This window comes from Pseudomonas sp. W2Oct36, from assembly GCF_041060465.1.
Lineage (GTDB): Bacteria > Pseudomonadota > Gammaproteobacteria > Pseudomonadales > Pseudomonadaceae > Aquipseudomonas > Aquipseudomonas graminis_B.
Genome location: NZ_JAUERW010000002.1, coordinates 127,787 through 145,880 on the forward strand (window position 1 = coordinate 127,787; position 18,094 = coordinate 145,880).

17 protein-coding genes are annotated in these 18,094 nt (G+C 60.5%); 10 read left to right on the forward strand and 7 right to left on the reverse strand.

The annotated features are described in order from the left end of the window. The first annotated feature begins 8 nt into the window (after nt 1-8). From hflC to cfaB, 4 genes are all read left to right on the forward strand, one after another. A complete protein-coding gene (gene hflC / locus QWI18_RS03290) occupies nt 9-1,049 on the forward strand; it encodes a protease modulator HflC (protein WP_192130610.1) in 1,041 nt (346 codons plus the stop codon). Further along, complete coding sequence (locus QWI18_RS03295; protein ID WP_369318211.1) at nt 1,046-2,113, forward strand: SPFH domain-containing protein; 1,068 nt, start codon at nt 1,046-1,048, stop codon at nt 2,111-2,113. Before hflC ends, QWI18_RS03295 begins: the two co-directional genes overlap by 4 nt. A 71-nt stretch (nt 2,114-2,184) precedes the next feature. Beyond that, on the forward strand, nt 2,185-4,065 hold the full coding sequence (locus QWI18_RS03300) for a cation-translocating P-type ATPase (RefSeq protein WP_369318355.1): 1,881 nt from the start codon (nt 2,185-2,187) through the stop codon (nt 4,063-4,065). Between the two features lie 277 nt (nt 4,066-4,342). Next, the gene (gene cfaB, locus QWI18_RS03305) at nt 4,343-5,527 is read left to right on the forward strand and encodes a C17 cyclopropane fatty acid synthase CfaB (RefSeq protein ID WP_296305907.1); all 1,185 of its coding nucleotides are present in this window, start codon (nt 4,343-4,345) and stop codon (nt 5,525-5,527) included. Between the two features lie 126 nt (nt 5,528-5,653). On the opposite strand, the gene cls is transcribed toward cfaB, so the two are convergent. Further along, the gene (gene cls / locus QWI18_RS03310; protein WP_065988111.1) at nt 5,654-7,093 is read right to left on the reverse strand and encodes a cardiolipin synthase; all 1,440 of its coding nucleotides are present in this window, start codon (nt 7,091-7,093) and stop codon (nt 5,654-5,656) included. Between the two features lie 174 nt (nt 7,094-7,267). Between cls and QWI18_RS03315 the strand changes: the two genes are divergently transcribed. Further along, entirely contained in the window at nt 7,268-7,789 is a 522-nt protein-coding gene (locus tag QWI18_RS03315) for a DUF3617 domain-containing protein (RefSeq protein WP_065988113.1), read from the forward strand. Between the two features lie 245 nt (nt 7,790-8,034). Continuing rightward, a complete protein-coding gene (locus QWI18_RS03320; protein ID WP_369318212.1) occupies nt 8,035-9,273 on the forward strand; it encodes an N-acetylmuramoyl-L-alanine amidase in 1,239 nt (412 codons plus the stop codon). A gap of 107 nt (nt 9,274-9,380) precedes the next feature. Here the strand turns inward: QWI18_RS03320 and QWI18_RS03325 are convergent, their stop codons facing one another. Next, the gene (locus tag QWI18_RS03325) at nt 9,381-9,770 is read right to left on the reverse strand and encodes a glutamine synthetase (protein ID WP_065988119.1); all 390 of its coding nucleotides are present in this window, start codon (nt 9,768-9,770) and stop codon (nt 9,381-9,383) included. Between the two features lie 87 nt (nt 9,771-9,857). Here QWI18_RS03325 and zigA point away from each other — a divergent pair, with 87 nt between their 5' ends. After that, nucleotides 9,858-11,060: a zinc metallochaperone GTPase ZigA gene (gene zigA, locus QWI18_RS03330; RefSeq protein WP_369318213.1), complete on the forward strand. Its 1,203-nt coding sequence runs from the start codon at nt 9,858-9,860 to the stop codon at nt 11,058-11,060. Nucleotides 11,061-11,072: 12 nt separating this feature from the next. Here the strand turns inward: zigA and QWI18_RS03335 are convergent, their stop codons facing one another. Further along, complete coding sequence (locus QWI18_RS03335) at nt 11,073-11,444, reverse strand: NADH:ubiquinone oxidoreductase (protein ID WP_065988123.1); 372 nt, start codon at nt 11,442-11,444, stop codon at nt 11,073-11,075. Nucleotides 11,445-11,495: 51 nt separating this feature from the next. On the opposite strand from QWI18_RS03335, the gene QWI18_RS03340 reads away from it, so the two are divergent. Next, nucleotides 11,496-12,458 carry a GTP-binding protein gene (locus tag QWI18_RS03340; protein WP_296305922.1) on the forward strand — a complete coding sequence of 321 codons (963 nt, stop codon included), beginning with the start codon at nt 11,496-11,498 and terminating at the stop codon, nt 12,456-12,458. A gap of 20 nt (nt 12,459-12,478) precedes the next feature. Here QWI18_RS03340 and QWI18_RS03345 read toward each other — a convergent pair whose 3' ends face one another. Next, nucleotides 12,479-12,871: a DUF3301 domain-containing protein gene (locus QWI18_RS03345; protein WP_192130617.1), complete on the reverse strand. Its 393-nt coding sequence runs from the start codon at nt 12,869-12,871 to the stop codon at nt 12,479-12,481. Between the two features lie 134 nt (nt 12,872-13,005). On the opposite strand from QWI18_RS03345, the gene pdxY reads away from it, so the two are divergent. Further along, nucleotides 13,006-13,872: a pyridoxal kinase PdxY gene (gene pdxY, locus QWI18_RS03350; RefSeq protein WP_296305898.1), complete on the forward strand. Its 867-nt coding sequence runs from the start codon at nt 13,006-13,008 to the stop codon at nt 13,870-13,872. A 19-nt stretch (nt 13,873-13,891) separates the two neighbouring features. Here pdxY and QWI18_RS03355 read toward each other — a convergent pair whose 3' ends face one another. Continuing rightward, nucleotides 13,892-14,377, reverse strand: coding sequence for an acyl-CoA thioesterase (locus QWI18_RS03355; protein WP_065988133.1), 486 nt, complete (start codon nt 14,375-14,377; stop codon nt 13,892-13,894). Nucleotides 14,378-14,687: 310 nt separating this feature from the next. Here QWI18_RS03355 and QWI18_RS03360 point away from each other — a divergent pair, with 310 nt between their 5' ends. Then, complete coding sequence (locus QWI18_RS03360) at nt 14,688-16,442, forward strand: cation:proton antiporter (RefSeq protein ID WP_192130619.1); 1,755 nt, start codon at nt 14,688-14,690, stop codon at nt 16,440-16,442. Nucleotides 16,443-16,502: 60 nt separating this feature from the next. On the opposite strand, the gene QWI18_RS03365 is transcribed toward QWI18_RS03360, so the two are convergent. Both QWI18_RS03365 and QWI18_RS03370 read right to left on the reverse strand, forming a co-directional pair. After that, nucleotides 16,503-16,910, reverse strand: a complete 408-nt coding sequence (locus QWI18_RS03365) for an SMI1/KNR4 family protein (protein WP_065988140.1) — start codon at nt 16,908-16,910, stop codon at nt 16,503-16,505. Nucleotides 16,911-17,037: 127 nt separating this feature from the next. Next, nucleotides 17,038-17,892: a Tim44 domain-containing protein gene (locus QWI18_RS03370; protein WP_369318214.1), complete on the reverse strand. Its 855-nt coding sequence runs from the start codon at nt 17,890-17,892 to the stop codon at nt 17,038-17,040. Nucleotides 17,893-18,094 lie beyond the last annotated feature (202 nt).

Below are 18,094 nucleotides of genomic sequence, written 5' to 3' on the forward strand. Positions count from 1 at the left end.
GTCGTCTCTTGAGTCTGTTTCATTCCCACGATCACCACGACCATTCCGGTCACGACCACGCAGGCCATGGTCATGGCGGCCACCATCACGGTCATCACCATGGTCAAGCCTCCGGCCCTGCTGTCTTTCCGTGGCGTCGTGCTGCGTTGGCAGCGGTGCTGATTGCCTTCGCGGTCGCGGCGGCGAGTCTGGTGCAGGTGCGCTCCGGAGAGGCGACGGTCATCACGCGCTTCGGCAATCCGGCGCGGGTGCTGCTCGATCCCGGCCTGAGCTGGCGCTGGCCAGCGCCATTCGAAGCGGCGATCCCCGTCGACCTGCGTTTGCGCACCACCTCAAGCGGCTTGCAGGACGTCGGCACCCGTGACGGCCTGCGCATCATCGTTCAGGCGTACGTGGCCTGGCAGGTGCAGGGCGATCCGGACAACGTGAAGCGCTTCATGCGCGCCGTGCAAAACCAGCCGGACGAAGCGGCCCGGCAGATCCGCACCTTCGTCGGCTCGGCGCTGGAAACCACCGCCGCGAGTTTTGATCTGTCGAGCCTGATCAACACTGACGCCAATCAGGTGCGCATCGCCGATTTCGAAAACCAGCTGCGTCAGCAGATCGATAAGCAACTGCTGACCACCTACGGGGTTCGCGTCCTGCAAGTGGGTGTTGAACGTCTTACGTTGCCGTCGGTAACCCTCAACGCGACGGTCGACCGCATGCGCGCCGAGCGCGAGACCATCGCCACCGAGCGCACCGCCATCGGCAAACGCGAGGCGGCGCAGATCCGCTCTGCCGCTGAACGCGATGCGCGGATTGTCGAGGCCGACGCAACCGTGAAAGCCGCCGACATCGAAGCGCAATCCCGCGTTGAAGCGGCGCAGATTTACGGTCGCGCCTACGCCGGTTCACCGCAGCTGTACAACTTGCTGCGCTCGCTGGACACCCTCGGCACCGTGGTGGGGCCGAGCACCAAACTGATTCTGCGCACCGATGCCGCGCCGTTCCGTGTCCTCGTGGACGGCCCGCCGACCCTGGATGGTAAGGCTGGAACCCAGCCATGACCGAGCAAGACGCGGCGCACATCGAGCGGCCGGTGGTGAACAGTCCATGGCTGCAGGCCAGCCGGCTGGCGTTTTTGGGGCTGTATGTCGTGACCCTGCTGGCAGCGCTCGGCTGGGCTGTCTCCAATGTGCGGGAAATCGACCCACAGAACCGCGCCGTGGTGTTTCGCTTCGGTGAGATGGATCGCGTGCAGAACGCCGGTTTGCTGCTGGCCTGGCCGCAACCGTTTGAGCAAGTGGTGCTATTGCCTTCTGCTGACCGCGTGATTGAGCGCCATGTCGAAACACTGATGCGTTCACCCACTGCGTTGGCGGCCGACAAGATCACCAGTTTTGCGACGCCGATGAGCGACGCACTGGCAGGTTCGGGTTATCTGCTTACGGGCGACGCCGGTGTCGTACAACTCGACGTGACGGCGTACTACAAAGTGACGGACCCACGGGAGTTCGTGCTCCAAGGCGAACACGTGCTGCCGGCACTGGACCGTCTGGTCAATCGCAGCGCCGTCAGCCTCACGGCGGCGCGGGATCTGGACACCATTCTGGTGGCGCGTCCCGAGCTGGTGGGCTCTGACAGCCAGTCTGCCGAGCGTCGCGAACGCCTGCGCGGCGATCTGGTGCAGGGCATCAATACGCGGCTTGGCGAGCTGACGGCCACTGGCGTGGGTCTGGGCGTTGAAGTCGTGCGTGTCGACGTGCAGTCCAGTCTGCCGGCTGCGGCGGTGAATGCGTTCAACGCGGTGCTGACTGCCAGCCAGCAAGCCGATCAGGCCGTGGCGAACGCGCGCACGGACGCAGAGAAACTCAACCAGACCGCCAATCAGCAGGCCGACCGCATGCTGCAGGTCGCCCATGCCCAAGCGTCTGAACGACTCGCCAAGGCGCAGACCGACACCGCAGCAGTGACCGGCCTGGCGATGTCGATCCAAAACAAGAGCGATCCCGGATTGCTATTGCGGATCTACCGCGAGCGGGTGCCGGCCATCCTGAAACAGGCGGGTTCAGTGACCACGGTCGACCCCCGCGACGATTCCCGCCTGATCATTCAGGGAGCTGACAAATGAGTGGCGAAGCCGTACACAACCATTCCCACGACCCTGCTCACTCGCATGCCGAGCCCGACGCGCCCGGCAGCATGCTCACCAGCCGTGAACAGCGAAGCGCAGCCCGACAGTTGACGCTGGCGATGCTTGCCCTCGGCCTGCTCGCGCTGGGGCTGGTGTGGCGATTTTTCTCGCCCGAGCAAGTCGGCGTCAGCCAGTTGCTGTTGGGCGCCGCCTCGCTGTTGGTCGCCATCCCGGTGGTCAGCGCCGGCTGGCACAGCTTGCGGTACCCCAGCCTGCACGGCATTACTGACCAATTGATCGCACTGGCCATGCTGGGCGCGTGGGCGACGGGCGATTTGATGACCGCCGCGTTGCTGCCGATCATCATGATTTTCGGCCACGTGCTGGAAGAGCGCAGCGTGATCGGCTCCCAGGAAGCCATTCAGGCATTGGGCCGTCTGACCCGCAGCCACGCCCGGCTGATCGATAAGGATGGCTCCATTTGCGAAGTCGACAACGGTACGCTGGTGGCCGGTGATCGCGTCGAAGTGCGCGCCGGTGACCGTGTCCCGGCCGACGGCTTGGTGGTCTCGGGGCAGGCCAGCCTCGATACGGCGCCCATCACCGGAGAGTCGGTTCCGCTCGAAGCGCGCGCCGGCATGGAAGTCTTCGGCGGCGCGATCAACCTCGACGGGCTGCTGCGCATTGAAGTGACGCGCATTGGCAACGAGTCGACCCTGGGCAAGGTCATCGCGCTGATGCAAAGCGCTGAGCGCTCCAAACCGCCCATCACTCGCCTGTTGGAAAAGTACGCGGGCAGCTACATGGTGCTGGTGCTGCTGATTGCGGCCGTGACCTGGTTCATCACCAATAACGCCCAGGCCATGCTGGCGGTATTGGTCGCTGCCTGCCCTTGCGCGCTGGTGCTGTCAGCGCCGGCGACAGCCATCGCCGGTATTGCAGTCGCCGCGCGTCACGGCATTTTGATCCGCAGTTCGGCTTTCCTTGAAGAACTGGCCGACCTCACTTCACTGGTCGTCGACAAGACCGGCACGCTGACCTATGGCAGTTTGCGTCTGCAATCGGTTCAGGCCGAGGAGGGCGCGGGCGACGACGTCATTGAGCTGGCGGCAAGCCTGGGCTCGGCGAGCAGTCACCCGGTCAGTCGCGCGCTGGCCACGTTGGTGGACAAGGATCATCTGCTCCCACTGGACGACATTCGAGAGCGCCAAGGGCTGGGCGTCGTTGCGCAGACCGCGCGGGGTGAAGCCGCCTTGGGGCGGCCTGAGCTGTTCGCGCAGATGGGCATCGCGACCTCGCCGATCCCCGATCACGATGGCCCGATTGCCGGGCTCGCGGTCAATGGCCACTTCCTGGCCTGGCTGCTGCTGGCCGACAGCCTCAAGCCCGAGGCGCGTCAGGCGCTCAGTGAACTGCGCGAACTGGGCATGGGTCGGCAGTTACTGCTGACGGGGGATCGCCAGAGTGTCGCCGACAGCCTCGGTCAGGAGGTCGGCATCAGTGATATCCACGCTCAGGCGTTGCCCGAGGACAAGCTGAGTCGGGTGCTGAGCGAAATCAAAAAAGGCTTTCGCCCGATGGTCGTGGGCGATGGCATCAACGACTCCCTGGCGCTCAAGGCCGGGGTGGTTGGCGTGGCGATGGGCGCGGGCGGTGCGGATATCGCGCTGGCCTCCGCCGACATCGTGTTGATCGGCAGTGATCTGCGCCGGCTGGGCACCTGTGTGCGGCTGAGCCGTCAGTGTCGCCACACCCTGCAAGTGAACGTGCTCATTGGACTGGGCTGGACGCTGGCCATTGTCGCCATGGCGGCTTTCGGTGTGCTGGGTGCCGCAGGCGCCATGATCGCGGCGGTTTTGCATAACCTCAGCACGCTGCTAGTGCTGGGTAATGCTGGGCGACTGCTGCGTTTCCACGAGCCCATCGCGAAGTTTCACAATCCTTCCTAAGCCATATTCCCCGGCGCCTGCATCGAAAGCGCCGGGTTAGAGGGCTCCCCTAAGTATTAAAATTCGCTTGAGCTTTGAAGAACTCTGTTACAAATTAAGTTCAGTCTTGTTCGGGGTGCTCCATTTGCAGGCGTCACATTGGCTCGAATTCTGGGGCACGAGGTTGTACCCGTTGTAGATTCGTCGTCGTTCAAACAAGCCGATCGCCTGACGGCTCCTGGTCTGGAGCCGGTTATGGACTACCCTTTTCCATGTAGCTGGATCAGGGGGATTTCATATGCTCGCGCAACTTCCACCGGCGTTACAGAACCTTCATTTGCCGCTGCGTCTCAAGCTCTGGGACGGCAACGAGCTCGACTTGGGAAATGATCCCCGCGTCACGATCGTGGTTAAAGACCCGTCCCTCGTTTCCGATTTCACCCACCCGAGTTTGGGCCTTCTGGGCAGTGCTTTCGTTGAAGGCCGGCTTGAGCTGGAAGGGTCAATCAGCGAAGTGGTCCGGGTGTGCGACGAGCTGACCAAAGCGCTGGTAGACGAGGGCGATGACAATCTCCCGGTGCGCACCGAGCACGACAAGGCCACCGACGCCGCGTCGATTTCCTACCACTACGACCTCTCCAACGACTTCTACCGCTTGTGGCTGGACCGGGAGATGGTCTACTCCTGCGCCTACTTCAAGTCCGGCAACGAGACGCTCGATCAGGCGCAGCAGAACAAGTTTCATCACCTGTGCCGCAAGCTGCGCCTCAAACCGGGGGAGTACCTTCTCGACGTGGGTTGTGGCTGGGGAGGGCTTTCCCGCTTTGCCGCGAGTGAGTACGGCGTCCGGGTGTTCGGCATCACGTTAAGCCGTGAGCAACTGGCGCTTGCCCAGGAGCGGGTGCGCGCGGACGGTCTGCAGGACCGTGTCGAACTGCAGCTGCTCGACTACCGGGATCTGCCCAGGGACGGCCGCTTCGACAAGGTCGTCAGCGTTGGCATGTTCGAGCATGTCGGCCACGCCAATCTTGAGCTGTACGCAAAGTGTTTGTTCGGTGCGGTGAAGGAGGGCGGTCTGGTGATGAACCACGGCATCACCGCCAAGCACACCGACGGGCGACCTGTCGGGCGCGGCGCAGGAGATTTTATTGATCGCTATGTGTTTCCCAATGGTGAGCTGCCGCACCTGTCGATGATCACCGGATTCATCAGCGAGGCCGGGCTGGAGGTGGTCGATGTGGAAAGCCTGCGCCTGCACTACGCCAGGACGCTGGAGCACTGGAGCGCCCGTCTGGAGGAGAAGCTCGACCTCGCCGCTGCGATGGTGCCGGAGCAGGCACTGAGGATCTTCCGGTTGTACCTGGCTGGTTGTGCGTATGCGTTTTCCAAGGGCTGGATCAATCTGCACCAGATTCTGGCGGTCAAGCCGCATGCGGATGGCAGCCATAATTTGCCGCTGACCAGGGACGATATCTACGCGTAATTGCTAAAACTTGTGGGAGCGAGCTTGCTCGCGAAGACGTCGGTACATCCATCGAATCATCGGCGGTTGAAATACCGTCTTCGTGAGCAAGCTCACTCCCACACTTGGCGTACTGCTCAATCACATCTACAGAATCGGCGAAATCAGCCTGGCAACGCGCATTCCCAACTGCTGAAGGTGATGGGTCTCTTTGCTCTCTTCACTGGAGATTTCGTGGGAGAGGGCGAAGTCGTCGATCAACATGGTTTCGACCTCGCGTGCGAAATCCTCATCCACGGTCAAGAGCATGAGTTCGAAGTTGAGCCGGAACGAACGATTGTCCAGGTTGGCGCTGCCGATCGCCGAGATCGCGTTATCCACCAGCACCACCTTCTGGTGCAGGAAGCCGGGTTTGTAGCGAAAGATGCGAACGCCTGCGCGGACGGCTTCAAACGCAAACAAGCTGGAGGCGGCATAGACCGTGTAGTGATCTGGACGCGACGGCAGCAGCAGGCGCACATCCACGCCGCGCAGGACCGCCAATCTCAGCGCCGCCGACACTGCTTCATCGGGAATGAAATAGGGTGTGGTGATCCACACCCGTTCGGTCGCCGCATGAATGGCTTCGACGAAGAACAGCGAGCAGGTTTCCTGCGCATCGGCCGGGCCGCTGGCAAGTAACTGGCACAGTACGCCGTCTTCCGGGTAGCTGTCGGGCAGGATCAGCGGGGGGATTTCACGAGTCGCCCAGAACCAGTCCTCGGCGAACGATTCCTGCAAGCACGCCACGACAGGTCCGACAACGCTAACGTGAGTGTCGCGCCATGGCGCCAGCGGCGGCTTGAGGCCGAGGTACTCATCGCCCACGTTGTGCCCGCCAACGAAGCCTTTGATGCCATCCACCACGACGATCTTGCGGTGGTTACGGAAGTTGATCTGGAAGCGCGTCAGCCAGCCGCCCCGTGTGGCAAAGGCCTTGATCTGAACGCCACCGGCACGCAGTTTGTCGATGTAGCGCGCCGGTAACGCATGGCTGCCGATGCGGTCGTAGAGCACATGAATCGCTACGCCTTCAGCGGCTTTTTCCAGCAACAGCCCTTGCAGTCGGCGACCGAGATCATCGTCATGGATGATGAAAAACTGCACGAACACCACTTCCCGGGCGCTTTTGATGGCCTCGAAAATCGCACCGAATGTTTCATCCCCGTTGATCAACAGCTTCACTTCGTTATTCGCCAGACACGGCATGCGGCCCAGTTTTGGCATCGCGCGCAGCGAGCGATAAGCGTCCGAGCGCCGCGCGGCCACCGCCTCTTCAATCCATGGCTTCCAGTTGAAGTCGGCGATCGCTGTGCGCATCTCGGTGTTCGCCTGACGCCGTGCTTTGATGTAGGCATCGAACGTACTCCGCCCGAAAACAAGGTACGGGAGGAGGGCGACATAAGGGATGAAAATGAGGGGCATCGCCCAGGCAATAGAGCCCTGAGCAGTACGTACGGTGAGTAAGGCGTGGATTGCTGCGACAATGCCCAGCAGGTGAGTGAAACCCAGCAAATAGCCAAAGAAATACGGGCTGTGGTAATCCATGCGCAACCTTGTGCTAGAAGCTTATTGGTGTCTAACAGACCACACTGCACCAGGATTGTCGCTATTTTATTGCGGGTGCAACTGGCTACCCGATCTGCCGTCTAACCGTCATCGTTCAGTGGCTTGCAAGCAGGCCGCATCAAGATGCCCAAGAGTAATAAAGGAACCCGATTCATGAAAAAGCGCGTACTGGCGTTGATGGTTTGTCTGACTGCCCCCTTCGCCCAGGCGCAGGTGTTGCAGCCGGGGCTGTGGGAGTTGAGTTCTAGCAACATGCAGGTCGACGGTCAGCAGATGCCGGACCTGCAGGTGATGCTGTCCCAGCTGCAAATGATGGCGCCGCAGCAGCGCGCGGCCATGGAGCAAATGCTGGAAAAACAAGGCGTTACTCTGGGTGGTAAGGGCGTACGTATTTGCCTGACCCAAGAGCAGGTCAAGAATGAGCAGATCCCGCTGACCGATCCGAAGTCGGGCTGCACCCAGCAGATCACCGAACGTACCGGCGCTACCTGGAAATTCAAGTTCAGCTGCCCTCGCGCTCAAGGCACCGGCACTGCACAGTTCCTGAGTGACCGTGAGTTCAATACCCACGTCATTGGCTCCTTCAACGCTACAGGGCAGCAGCAGAACGGCAGCATGGACACCCGAGCTGTTTGGCTGGGCCAGCAATGCGGAACGGTAAAACCGAGAACCTGATTCACAATGTTCCATAAGCGCCCTGACTTGTCAGGGCGTTTTTGTTGGTGCAGACAGCGGGTCGTGTTCCACGTGGAACATGGTGTTGTTTCACATGAGCTTTTCCGCCTTAGGCGTTGATGAGGCTCACTAAAACCCCGCCGATCTTATAAAAAGCTTCATCTTCGTCCGATGGCCCGGCTGTTATATTGTAACTATCGCCCTCCATCTCTGAGCCGGGATGCTCAACGCCATCGGAACGTGCCATGCACCGACGTCAAATGCTGCTCAACATGCTTTTGGCCAGCGCCGCCTTTGCGCTTCCATTCTCAGTCAACGCGACGCAGATCCGAAACGCTCGACTGTGGCGTTCCGATAGCAAGCTGCGTCTGGTGTTCGACCTGAGTGGCCCGGTGCAGTACAAGACCTTCACGCTCAGCGCGCCCGAGCGGATCATCATTGATGTCAGCGGCGCGCGGCTTGAGGGCAACTTCAGTCAGCTGGCGCTGGAAAACACGCCGATCAAGTCCATTCGTTCCGGCCACTTCGGTCAGAGCGATACGCGCATCGTGCTCGACCTGACATCCCCCGTGCAGATCAACAGCTTCCTGCTGGGTCCCGATGGCGCGCAGGGCAACCGGCTGGTTCTTGATCTGGGGCATGACGTACTTGCCCGTCCGCCGGTGCAGTTGGCTGCAGCCGCACCGTTGGCGAAGAAGCCTCCCGCGCAGTCCGCGGGAAGGGACCGTTCCAAGCGCGACATCATGGTGGTCGTCGACGCAGGCCACGGCGGCAAAGACCCTGGCGCCGTCGGCTCGAAGGGTGAGCGGGAGAAGGACGTCGTGCTGTCCATCGCGCAATTGCTCGCCAAGCGTTTGAAGCGCGAAAAGGGTTTTGATGTGCGCCTGGTTCGCAATGACGACTTCTTCGTTCCGCTGCGCAAGCGCGTGGACGTCGCGCGCAAATACAACGCTGACATGTTCATTTCGGTCCATGCCGACGCAGCGCCTCGTTTGACGGCTTCCGGCGCGTCGGTGTTTGCCTTGTCGGAGAACGGCGCGACCTCCGCGACAGCGCGCTTCATGGCGCAGCGTGAAAACGGCGCCGACCTGATCGGCGCGACCAGCCTGTTGAACCTGAAAGACAAGGACCCGATGCTGGCCGGTGTGATTCTCGACATGTCGATGAACGCCACGATCGCCGCGAGTCTGGATTTGGGTCACACCGTACTGGGCAGCCTGGAAGGGATCACGACGCTGCACCAGAAACGTGTGGAACAGGCCGGTTTTGCGGTGCTGAAGTCACCGGATGTCCCATCGATTCTGGTCGAGACCGGCTTCATCTCCAACAGCCGAGACAGTCAGCGCCTTGTCACTGCGCGCCATCAACAGGCCGTGGCCGATGGTTTGTTTGATGGCATGAAGCGCTACTTCGAGCGCAATCCCCCAGCAGGGTCATATCTGGCTTGGCGCCAAGCGCAAAAGGCGAATGAGGCGTTGGTCTGACGGACTAAATCATGAGGCAGAATGTGCAAGTTCGCTCTCATCAAACTTGACACCACTGCAGATGCACCTGGCTGAACACCCATTGTGGGAGCGCCGAGGAATCGGGGTCACCGACAGCCCATCACTCGGTCGCAGGTAATCTTGGTCCGGCTCCCGCTTGAACTGGACACCCGACTGATCGTCGTCCACCCCACTTTCCGGGTATAACCCACCCACGTCTCGCCGTCCGATGCCAGCCCGGTAAAAAACGTCAGCGAGCCATAACGGCTGTTGGTCTGCGCCCAGCGGCGCTTGCCCACGCTTTCGAAGCCGCGCACGAACATCGTCTTCCCTGCCACCGCCACGCTGTACGTGTTGTCGTCGGCATCGGTGCAGGCCAACAGCGTCGCAGTGCGCGTGCACAACGACTTGTCCAGCCTGGGCGAGGGTGGCAGGGCGAACGCCTGCGTACTCAGCACCAGCGAACACCCTGCCAACAACCCAAACCACCGCGTCATGAAGCTGCCTTCAAAAAAGATTAGCGCCTTTGTATCGTTATACTATAACGTAAAAAGCGATCACAACCGTACTCTGGTGAAACCTTCATGAACCGCCTTCCCGTTACCGTTCTGTCCGGCTTTCTTGGCGCGGGCAAAAGCACGCTGCTGAACCACATTCTGCGCAACCGCGAAAACCTGCGCGTCGCGGTGATCGTCAACGACATGAGCGAGATCAACATCGACGGGAGCGAAGTTCAGCGGGACGTCAGCCTCAATCGGGCGGAAGAAAAACTGGTAGAGATGAGCAACGGCTGCATTTGCTGCACCCTGCGCGAAGATTTGCTGGAAGAGGTCAGCCGGCTGGCCCATGAAGGCCGCTTTGACTATCTGCTGATCGAGTCCACGGGCATTTCCGAGCCGCTTCCCGTGGCGGAGACCTTTACCTTCCGTGATGAACAGGGCCGGAGCCTGGCCGATGTTGCCCGTCTCGACACGATGGTGACGGTGGTCGATGGCCTGAATTTTCTGCAGGACTTCAACGCTGCAGAAAGCCTGGCTACACGTGGCGAGACCCTGGGCGATGAGGACGAGCGGGCGATCACTGATCTGCTGATTGAGCAGGTCGAGTTCGCCGACGTGATCCTGATCAGCAAGATCGACCTGATCAGCTCTACCGATCGCCGGGAACTGATGGCCATTTTGCGTCGCCTCAACAGTCAGGCGGAGATTCTGCCCATGGTCATGGGCGCCGTGCCCCTCGGCAAGATTCTCGACACGGGCCGTTTCGACTTCGAGCGCGCGGCGCAGGCACCGGGCTGGCTCAAGGAATTGCGTGGCGAACACGCGCCGGAGACTGAAGAGTATGGCATCGCATCCACGGCTTATCGGGCGCGTCGGCCCTTTCACCCCCAACGCTTTTTCGACTTCCTGAATGCGCCGTGGGAAAACGGCCGTCTGCTGCGCTCGAAGGGGTTTTTCTGGCTCGCCAGCAAGCACGAGGACGCCGGCAGTTGGTCCCAGGCCGGCGGCTTGATGCGTCATGGTTTCGCCGGTCGTTGGTGGCGCTTCGTGCCCAAAGCGCAGTGGCCGCAGGATGACGAAAGCACGCAGGTGATCATGCGCAGCTGGGAGGCGGAGACCGGTGATTGCCGTCAGGAACTGGTGTTCATCGGTCAGAACATCGACTTCGGTCGGCTGGCTGCCGAGTTGGATGAATGCTTGCTGACCGACGCCGAGATGGCGGCCGGCGTCGCGTGCTGGCGCTCGATGCCTGATCCGTTCGGCGACTGGTATGGCGACGCGGCCTAAAACCGGTCCGACTTACTGCGTTTTCCAGATGCCTTTGCTCTGCTGCTCGCAGAACGGTTTGAGAAACGCCGCGTCGCTGGCCACGCCGTAATAGTGAATGTTCTGCCGATAAGGCATATTGGCCACCTGCGCGTTGCTGCACTGGCCAAATGAACCGGAGGGGCACTGTTCCGAATACGTGACCTCGGTTTTCTGATCCTTGAGCTGGGGTTTGCAGAAGCCGTCATGGAACAGGTCTGGCGGAATGTTCAGGTTTTCCTGACAGACTTTGACGTCCACTCGCTCGCCTTGGCTGCGTACAACGCACGACTCGGCCCAGACCTGCGCCGACGTCATCGCCAGCAGCGCCCACGCCAGCCCCATGGGCAGCCTGATTATTCGCATCAATTACCTCCGTCAGCGCTCACTTCAGGAGCGAACTCAAGAATGGCCGACATGCTGCAGAACATCCCCACTCATGTCATTGCAGGCCCTTTAGGTGCTGGCAAGACGAGCCTGATCAGGCATCTTCTCGAGCAGAAACCTGCGCACGAGCGCTGGGCTGTGCTGATCAATGAGTTCGGCCAGATAGGCCTGGATGCGGCACTGCTGACGACCGGCGACGATGGTATCGCACTTGGTGAGGTGGCTGGCGGTTGCCTGTGCTGCGTCAACGGCGCGCCTTTTCAGGTGGGGCTCGGCCGGTTGTTGCGCAAGGCCAGACCGGACCGCCTGCTCATCGAGCCCTCTGGGCTGGGGCATCCGGTTCAGTTGATCAAGCAACTACATGAAGCGCCCTGGATCGGCGTGCTGGCGATCCAGCCCAGTGTCATGGTGCTCGACGCCCAGGCGCTTGCCCAGGGCAAAACGCTGCCTGACACCCAGCAAGACGCCCTGGCGCAGGCGGGCCTGTTGGTGTTGAACAAGTCTGATGGACTGGACGCGTCGACGCGAACGGCGATTACAGATGGACTGCCTGTTCGGCCGCTGCGCTGGACTGATCACGGCGCGTTGTCTCTGAATGCGTTGCCCGGCATCGACGTCAACGCTCACGCTGGCTCCGACAATCCGGCCATCCCCCGGTCATTGGCGCAACTCCCCGCAACGTGGTCGGACCCGATGGCGCCGGTGTGCCTGAGCCAGCAACAGGCGGAGGGCTGGAGCATTGGGTGGCGCTGGCACCCTGAGCGGGTATTCGATGCGGCAAAGGTGCAAGGCTGGCTGCAACCCTTGGGCTGGCGGCGCGCCAAGCTGGTTATCCACAGCGAGAAGGGGTGGATCTCAGGCAATGCGCTAAACGGGAGTTCGCTGGAATGGACGTCGAGTGAGTGGCGCAGAGACTCTCGCCTTGAGCTGATCTTCGAGAAGCCCCAGGACGAGGCCGCTTTGCAGACAGCACTGGCGGCCTGTCTGCTTTAAAGCGAGTTATCCACAGCGGATCACTGTTTCCACTTGTTGTGTTCCTGACGCCACTGGCTCAGCTGGATAATTTCGGCCGTGGGCTTGGGGTCTTTGATCTCGAACGGGTAGGGCGCCAGTTCGATCTGCGCCGCATGGGCACCAAACATGGTGATCGTGCCGGGATGCCGATGTTCACCGGTGACGGTGAACTCGAAGTTATACACCCGTGCCAGGCGCTTGCGGCCCTCATTGTCGCGCTTGAAAGCGAGTTTCTTCAGCGCGACGTTGCCGTCGAGCAGTTCGAGCTCAAGTTTGGCGCAGTGCTGTTTGACGCGTTCGAGCGCCCGTTCACGCAGGCCATGGGCGTGCCACAGCCAGGCGCCGGCGGTCGCCAGCAGCATGAGGACGAAAATGTTGCCCAGGGTCAGCATGGAAAAGGAACTCCAACAGAAGACTTGCAGCTTAACTGCGTCGGGTGACAGACAGCCATAGCCCGAAAGTTTAATTTCGCTTCACTTCGTCCGGCATCGCCACTACTGTGCCTTCCCGGTCTCAGGAACCTGTCATGAAACGCACGCCCCATCTACTCGCCATCCAGTCGCACGTCGTGTTTGGTCACGCCGGCAACAGCGCAGCCGTGTTCCCTATGCAGCGTATCGGCATCAATGTCTGGCCGTTGAATACCGTTCAGTTCTCCAACCACACCCAGTATGGCCACTGGGCGGGGGAAGTCTTGGCGCCGCAGCAGATTCCGGCGCTGGTCGAGGGGATTGCCGCGATAGGCGAGTTGGGGAATTGCGACGCGGTGCTGTCGGGTTATCTGGGCAGCGCAGCGCAGGGGCGGGCGATTCTGAGCGCCGTTGCGCAGATCAAACGTGCCAACCCGCGCGCGCTGTATCTGTGTGATCCGGTGATGGGGCACCCGGAGAAGGGTTGCATCGTGCCCCAAGAGGTCAGCGATTTCCTGCTGGACGAGGCCGCTGCAGTCGCCGACTTTCTGTGCCCCAATCAGCTGGAGCTGGACAGCTTCTCCGGCCGCAAACCCGAATCGTTGCTCGACTGCGTGGCCATGGCGCGGGCGTTGCTGGCCCGAGGTCCGAAGGCGGTGGTCGTCAAACACTTGGCCTATCCGGAGAAACCTGCAGACGGCTTTGAGATGCTGCTCGTGACCGAACACGAAACCTGGCACCTGCGCCGACCGCTGCTGGCATTCCCTCGGCAGCCGGTCGGTGTGGGCGACCTGACGTCCGGGCTGTTCCTGTCCCGGATTCTGCTGGGTGACGACCTGCGCAGCGCCTTCGAATTCGCGGCCTCAGCAGTGCATGAGGTGCTGCTGGAAACCCAGGCCTGCGGCAGCTACGAGCTGGAGCTGGTGCGCGCGCAGGACCGAATCGCTCACCCGCGCGTCAAGTTCGAAGCCGTCCGGTTGTAGAGCGAATCCCGGCGCTGGCTTAAACGGGCTCATCCTTGATTTCACGATAACGCTTCTCCAGTTCCTGACGGATCTGGCGGCGTTGTTGTGCCTGCACGTAACGGCGCTTGTCTTCGCTGTTGGTCGGCGTCAGCGGTGGTACGCCGGCAGGTTTGCGCTGGTCGTCCACCGCCACCATGGTGAAGAAGCAACTGTTGGTGTGACGAACCGAGCGTTCGCGGATGTTTTCGGTCACCACCTTGATGCCCACTTCCATCGACGTATTGCCGGTGTAGTTGACCGATGCCAGGAACGTGACCAGCTCGCCGACGTGAATCGGCTCACGGAAAATCACCTGATCCACCGACAGCGTCACGACATAGCGTCCCGCATAACGGCTCGCGCACGCGTAAGCCACTTCATCGAGGTACTTCAGCAGCGTCCCGCCGTGCACGTTGCCGGAGAAGTTGGCCATGTCCGGGGTCATCAATACAGTCATCGACAGCTGGGCGTTTCCGGGTTCCATAGCGTGCTCACGGTCTAAAAGGGTCAGAAGGCACCTTGCTCAGGTGCTCGAATTGCAGATTGGCTACAAAACCATCGATACCGGGACGCCAACGGCCGCTCCGCCGTCACGCCCTGCACCCATCTGTTTCCATATATTGCACTGGCTTCTCGCGCTTTTGTGCGGTGTTAACCTGCGGAAGCCCTTGGATGGGGTAAATCCTGCGTCTCAGTCAGAATAATCGGACCTCGTTGGCGAGTTTTCGTACAGCAGTCGTCCCTCTTTCAGGCAGATACGCATATTTCACCGATTGCCAGCAGGAGCAGCGCCCATGCATGCCATCAGTTTCATTCAAGACCTGGCTGTGATCATGCTCGTCGCTGGCGTCGTAACGGTGGTGTTTCATCGGCTCAAGCAACCCGTCGTACTCGGCTACATTGTCGCCGGCTTTATCATCGGCCCGCACACCCCGCCTTTTGGCCTCATCCACGACGAAGACACCATCAAGACCCTCGCCGAACTCGGCGTAATCTTTCTGATGTTTTGTCTTGGCCTGGAATTCAGCCTGCGCAAACTGTTCAAGGTGGGTGCGACGGCGTTTATCGCCGCGTTTCTCGAAATCATGCTGATGATCTGGATCGGTTACGAAATCGGCCAGTTCTTCGCCTGGAATACCATGGATTCTCTGTTCCTCGGTGCCATTCTGGCGATCTCGTCCACCACCATCATCGTCAAAGCGCTCAACGACCTAAAGATGAAAAACCGGCGCTTCGCCCAGCTGATCTTCGGCGTGCTCATCGTCGAAGACATCCTCGGCATTGGCATCATCGCGCTGTTATCAGGCATCGCCGTGAGCGGCACGGTCAGTTCCGGCGAGGTGTTTTCAACGGTCGGCAAACTGTCGCTGTTCATGATCGTCGCGCTGGTCATCGGCATTCTGGTTGTGCCGCGATTGCTGGCTTATGTGGCGAAGTTCGACAGCAACGAGATGCTGCTGATCACGGTGCTGGGCATGTGCTTCGGGTTTTGCCTGCTGGTGGTCAAACTCGAATACAGCATGGTACTGGGGGCGTTTCTCATCGGCGCGATCATGGCTGAATCCAGGCAACTGGCGAAGATCGAGCACCTGGTCGAGCCCATCCGTGACATGTTCAGCGCGATCTTTTTCGTCGCAATCGGCTTGATGATCGATCCGAAAATCCTGCTCGATTACGCCTGGCCCATCGCCGTGATCACCGTTGCCGTGGTGCTGGGCAAGATGATTTCCTGCGGGCTGGGTGCTTTTATCGCGGGCAATGATGGCAAGACCTCGCTGCGGGTGGGCATGGGGCTGTCACAGATTGGCGAATTTTCCTTCATCATCGCAGCGCTGGGGATGACGCTGCAGGTTACCAGCGATTTTCTCTACCCGGTCGCCGTGGCGGTGTCTGCCATAACGACGCTCTTGACGCCTTACCTCATCCGGGCAGCAGACCCGTTGTCCCACACACTGGGCGCTATTGTTCCTGCACGCATGGCGCGGGTGTTTGGCCTATACGGAGAGTGGTTGCGCAGCATTCAGCCGCAGGGGCAAGGCGCCGTGCTGGCAGCGATGATCCGCAAGATCCTGCTGCAAGTCGGGATCAATCTGGCTTTGGTGATCGCCATCTTCTTCACCGGCGCATTCTTCGCGAAGCGTATTGGCGTCTATTTCAGCGATTGGGTCAGCGATGTCGGGCAGCAAAAAGCCTGGATCTGGGGTGGGTGCTTGCTGCTTTCCCTGCCGTTCCTGATCGCGGCTTATCGCAAGCTCAAGGCGCTGTCCATGCTGCTGGCAGAGATGAGCGTGAAGCCGGAGATGGCGGGCAGGCACACCGCGCGTGTCCGTCGGGTGATCGCCGAAGTGATCCCGCTGCTGTCATTGATGGTGATTTTTCTGCTCATCGCATTGCTGTCATCCAGCATGCTGCCGACGCGCGAATGGCTGATGCTGATTGTGGTCGTGGCGGCCGTGGTGGCTGCCGTGTTGTGGCGCTGGTTCATCCGGGTGCATACGCGCATGCAGATCGCGTTGCTTGAAACCTTGGGCAATCACCCTGAGTCATGAGCGCTGAATCAGCCTTGAGGTTCGTGCCTCAAGGCTGACTGAGGAGGGCGGCTGTGCTTCTCAGCTTTCCAGCCAGACGTCGCGCGCCCAGTGCCAGACGGATTCCCAGCTTTCTTCGGTGACCAGTTCTTCTTCGCCAGACCACAGCACCACAGTGCCGTCTTCTTCAACGCAGTAGTAATCCTCGCCGTCCTGACAGATCGGGATCAGCTCGCGCGGCACGCCGATGTCCCACGCGGTCGCCGCCACTTCCGGCAGGTACGTGTGCGAGCCCGGGTCAGTGACGGTGACGGGCTCAAGGCTGCCGTAGACCACGTCGCTGACGGTCAGCAAGAACTCTTTGAAGACGAAGGGGATATTGATGAACAGTTGCTCCTCAACCTCGACCAGTTGATCTTCATCAGGCAGCTCAAGCGGGACAGGGACCGGTTCATTGGCTTCACGGAGTTGTTCAATGACTTCTTCCACGACGTGGATCCTCTAACGATTTGCGCGGGTTATACAGTAGCTCAAAGGCATCGCCAAATTAACTTGGCTTCTCTAAAAACAGAACCCCGGAACAAGTCCGGGGTTCATTTGAAGCAGCTCAGCGGTATTAGCCGTTCTGGCGGATACCTGCCACCAGCCAAGGCTGGTTGTCACCCTGAGCGCGTTCCATGTTCCAGCTTTCGCTGAAGACCTCGCCCTGGTCGAAGCGCGACGTTTTCGACACACCATTGAACGTCAGCGTGGCAATCGTCTTGTCGGCACGATCGTCCAGACCGTCAAGTTGCACGCTGAGGTTGTCGATGAACGTGGACTGGAAACCGTCGCCCAGATCGGCGCGTTCCTTCTTCAGGAACTGCAGCATCTGCGGGGTCACGAACTCGGAGATTTTGTCCATCTCGTTCGCGTCCCAGTGCTGTTGCAGCGACTGGAAGTGGCTGCGCGCAGCCTCGATGAAGCGTTCTTCGTTGAACCAGGCCGGTGCGTTGATCACCGGACGGGCTGCCGCTGCTGGAGCGGAACCGCCGAAGATCGAATTCTGGGCCGGTTGTGGCTGTTCGAAGGTTTCACGCTGGTAAGGAGCACCGGCGGGAGCCATCTGTGGCTGCTGTTTGCGTCGACGCGCCGCGATGAAGCGGAAGATCACGAAGGCGATGATCGCCATGATCAGAATGTCGAAGAACTGCATGCCCTGGAAGCCACCGCCCATGAACATGGAGGCCAGAAGACCACCGGCGGCGAGACCGGCCAATGGGCCCAGCCATTTGGAAGCACCGCCCGCAGCAGGCGCAGGACGGCCGGCGGCATTAGGTGCTGCGGCAGGAGTAGAAGGAGCTGTTTGACGCGCCTGGTGACTTGGCGCCGAGCCCATGCTCTTGCCACCACCGAAACGCGCAGCGTTGACATCGAGGCTCATGGTGAGCCCGATAATCATTGCCAGAGCGATGCTAAGAAAACGTTGCATAAGGGAATTCCCGTTTGTGGATTGCACGCGCGCCATGTTGCACAGGACACATGGGGATGACCAGCGGCCATATGTTTCCGGCTTTTGCGTGGATCCTCACCTGCCTGTCCCACTTGGGTTGTAGGCAGGTGAAGAAAGTTCTGTAGGAAAGATGGGGGGTGGATGTGGGAATGCAAGTGGGGCATCAACGCATCGGCAGTTG

Excerpts from the sequence above, each read along its gene's own strand:
- QWI18_RS03295 (WP_369318211.1), top strand. The coding sequence starts at position 1,046 with ATGACCGAGCAAGACGCGGCGCACATCGAGCGGCCGGTGGTGAACAGT.
- QWI18_RS03300 (WP_369318355.1), top strand. The coding sequence starts at position 2,185 with ATGCTCACCAGCCGTGAACAGCGAAGCGCAGCCCGACAGTTGACGCTG.
- cfaB (WP_296305907.1), top strand. The coding sequence starts at position 4,343 with ATGCTCGCGCAACTTCCACCGGCGTTACAGAACCTTCATTTGCCGCTG.
- cls (WP_065988111.1), bottom strand. The coding sequence starts at position 7,093 with ATGGATTACCACAGCCCGTATTTCTTTGGCTATTTGCTGGGTTTCACT.
- QWI18_RS03315 (WP_065988113.1), top strand. The coding sequence starts at position 7,268 with ATGAAAAAGCGCGTACTGGCGTTGATGGTTTGTCTGACTGCCCCCTTC.
- QWI18_RS03320 (WP_369318212.1), top strand. The coding sequence starts at position 8,035 with ATGCACCGACGTCAAATGCTGCTCAACATGCTTTTGGCCAGCGCCGCC.
- QWI18_RS03325 (WP_065988119.1), bottom strand. The coding sequence starts at position 9,770 with ATGACGCGGTGGTTTGGGTTGTTGGCAGGGTGTTCGCTGGTGCTGAGT.
- zigA (WP_369318213.1), top strand. The coding sequence starts at position 9,858 with ATGAACCGCCTTCCCGTTACCGTTCTGTCCGGCTTTCTTGGCGCGGGC.
- QWI18_RS03335 (WP_065988123.1), bottom strand. The coding sequence starts at position 11,444 with ATGCGAATAATCAGGCTGCCCATGGGGCTGGCGTGGGCGCTGCTGGCG.
- QWI18_RS03340 (WP_296305922.1), top strand. The coding sequence starts at position 11,496 with ATGCTGCAGAACATCCCCACTCATGTCATTGCAGGCCCTTTAGGTGCT.
- QWI18_RS03345 (WP_192130617.1), bottom strand. The coding sequence starts at position 12,871 with ATGCTGACCCTGGGCAACATTTTCGTCCTCATGCTGCTGGCGACCGCC.
- pdxY (WP_296305898.1), top strand. The coding sequence starts at position 13,006 with ATGAAACGCACGCCCCATCTACTCGCCATCCAGTCGCACGTCGTGTTT.
- QWI18_RS03355 (WP_065988133.1), bottom strand. The coding sequence starts at position 14,377 with ATGGAACCCGGAAACGCCCAGCTGTCGATGACTGTATTGATGACCCCG.
- QWI18_RS03360 (WP_192130619.1), top strand. The coding sequence starts at position 14,688 with ATGCATGCCATCAGTTTCATTCAAGACCTGGCTGTGATCATGCTCGTC.
- QWI18_RS03370 (WP_369318214.1), bottom strand. The coding sequence starts at position 17,892 with ATGCAACGTTTTCTTAGCATCGCTCTGGCAATGATTATCGGGCTCACC.